The 2,949-nt window shown below is 54.2% G+C and carries 1 rRNA gene; it reads left to right on the top strand.

Annotated features, from left to right (window positions below):
* The first annotated feature begins 2 nt into the window (after window positions 1-2).
* A 23S ribosomal RNA gene (locus NIE32_RS14080) occupies window positions 3-2,931 on the top strand.
* The last annotated feature ends 18 nt before the right edge of the window (window positions 2,932-2,949 follow it).

Genomic DNA, 2,949 nt, shown 5'->3' with positions numbered 1-2,949 from the left:
GTGGTTAAGTTTTAAAGAGCGCACGGTGGATGCCTTGGCACTGGGAGCCGATGAAGGACGGAACGAACTCCGATAAGCTCCGGGGAGCTGTAAGTAAGCTTTGATCCGGAGATTTCCGAATGGGGGAACCCCCTATCCTGAACGGATAGGATGCTCTGCTGAATCCATAGGCAGAGTAAGGCAGACCCGGGGAACTGAAACATCTCAGTACCCGGAGGAAGAGAAAGCAAATGCGATTTCCTGAGTAGTGGCGAGCGAAAGGGAAACAGCCCAAACCAAAGGGCTTGCCCTTTGGGGTTGTAGGACACTCCATACGGAGTCAGAAATGCGCGCTTCAGGCGAACGACCTGGAAGGGTCGGCCAGAGAAGGCAAACGCCCTGTAGCCGACGGAGCGCGCACTCCGGAGTGGATCCTGAGTACGGCGGGACACGAGAAACCCCGTCGGAATCTGGGAGGACCGTCTCCCAAGGCTAAATACTCCCCAGTGACCGATAGTGAACCAGTACCGTGAGGGAAAGGTGAAAAGCACCCCGGAAGGGGAGTGAAAGAGATCCTGAAACCGTGTGCTTACAAGTAGTTGGAGCCCCCTTCGGGGGTGACAGCGTACCTTTTGTAGAATGGACCGGCGAGTGACGATTCTAAGCAAGGTTAAGCTGAAGAGGCGGAGCCGCAGCGAAAGCGAGTCTGAATAGGGCGTTTGAGTTTAGGGTTGTCGACCCGAAACCGTGTGATCTACCCATGTCCAGGGTGAAGTTCAGGTAACACTGAATGGAGGCCCGAACCCACGCACGTTGAAAAGTGCGGGGATGAGGTGTGGGTAGGGGTGAAATGCCAATCGAACACGGAGATAGCTGGTTCTCCCCGAAATAGCTTTAGGGCTAGCCTCGGATGAGTGAGACTTGGAGGTAGAGCACTGATTGAATAAGGGGTCCCCACAGGATTACCGAGTTCAGTCAAACTCCGAATGCCAAGCCCTTACGTCCGGGAGTCAGACGGCGAGTGATAAGATCCGTCGTCGAAAGGGAAACAGCCCAGACCGCCGACTAAGGTCCCTAAGTTTGTGCTAAGTGGGAAAGGATGTGACGTTGCCCAGACAACCAGGATGTTGGCTCAGAAGCAGCCACCATTTAAAGAGTGCGTAATAGCTCACTGGTCGAGTGGCGTCGCGCCGAAAATGTAACGGGGCTAAGCACAGCACCGAAGTCGCGGATGACCGTCAGGTCATGGTAGGGGAGCGTTCCAAGGGCATTGAAGATGTGCCGTGAGGCATGTTGGAGCGTTTGGAAGTGAGAATGCCGGTATGAGTAACGAAAAGAGGAGTGAGAATCTCCTCCGTCGAAAGCCTAAGGGTTCCTGAGGAAGGTTCGTCCGCTCAGGGTTAGTCGGGACCTAAGCCGAGGCCGAAAGGCGTAGGCGATGGACAACAGGTTGATAATCCTGTACCACCAATTCACGTTTGAGTGATGGGGGGACGCAGGAAGGTAAGGCGAGCGCACGGATGGATGTGTGCGTTCAAGCCGCGAGGCTTGCAGCGAGGCAAATCCCGCTGCTTTCGGCCAAACGGTGATGAGGAGGGAATTTAAGTACCGAAGCGCCTGATCCTACACTGCCAAGAAAAGCCTCTAGCGAGTGAAAAGGTGCCCGTACCAAAACCGACACAGGTAGGCAAGAAGAGAATTCTAAGACGCTCGGGAGAACTCTCGTTAAGGAACTCGGCAAAATCACCCCGTAACTTCGGGAGAAGGGGTGCTCGTCGGACCTTCGGGTCCGATGAGCCGCAGTGAAAAGATCCAAGCGACTGTTTACCAAAAACACAGGTTTCTGCTAAACCGTAAGGTGATGTATAGGGGCTGACACCTGCCCGGTGCTGGAAGGTTAAAAGGAGAGGTCATCCCTTCGGGGAGAAGCTTTGAATTGAAGCCCCAGTAAACGGCGGCCGTAACTATAACGGTCCTAAGGTAGCGAAATTCCTTGTCGGGTAAGTTCCGACCCGCACGAAAGGTGTAACGATTTGGATACTGTCTCAACGAGAGACCCGGTGAAATTATAGTACCTGTGAAGATGCAGGTTACCCGCGACAGGACGGAAAGACCCCATGGAGCTTTACTGCAGCTTGATATTGGATGTGGGTATCGTTTGTACAGGATAGGCAGGAGCCTTGGAAACCGGACCGCTAGGTTCGGCGGAGGCATCGGTGGGATACTGCCCTGACGATATCGACATTCTAACCCTGAGCCGTGATCCGGTTCGGAGACAGTGTCAGGCGGGCAGTTTGACTGGGGCGGTCGCCTCCTAAAAGGTAACGGAGGCGCCCAAAGGTTCCCTCAGAATGGTTGGAAATCATTCGCAGAGTGTAAAGGCACAAGGGAGCTTGACTGCGAGACCTACAAGTCGAGCAGGGACGAAAGTCGGGCTTAGTGATCCGGTGGCACCGCATGGAAGGGCCATCGCTCAACGGATAAAAGCTACCCTGGGGATAACAGGCTTATCTCCCCCAAGAGTTCACATCGACGGGGAGGTTTGGCACCTCGATGTCGGCTCATCGCATCCTGGGGCTGAAGTAGGTCCCAAGGGTTGGGCTGTTCGCCCATTAAAGCGGTACGCGAGCTGGGTTCAGAACGTCGTGAGACAGTTCGGTCCCTATCCGTCGCGGGCGTAGGAAATTTGAGAAGAGCTGTCCTTAGTACGAGAGGACCGGGATGGACACACCGCTGGTGTACCAGTTGTTCCGCCAGGAGCATACGCTGGGTAGCTATGTGTGGACGGGATAAGTGCTGAAAGCATCTAAGCATGAAGCCCCCTTCAAGATGAGATTTCCCATGATTTTAAATCAGTAAGACCCCTTAGAGATGATGAGGTTGATAGGTCTGGAGTGGAAGCACGGTGACGTGTGGAGCGGACAGATACTAATCGGTCGAGGGCTTAACCCAGAACTTTGGATTGATTGA

The organism is Sporolactobacillus kofuensis, assembly GCF_024125425.1.
In the GTDB taxonomy this organism is placed as follows: Bacteria; Bacillota; Bacilli; order Bacillales; family Sporolactobacillaceae; genus Sporolactobacillus; species Sporolactobacillus kofuensis.
The sequence above is the reverse complement of the archived record's forward strand: the minus strand, read 5'-3'. Positions and strand labels throughout refer to the sequence as shown.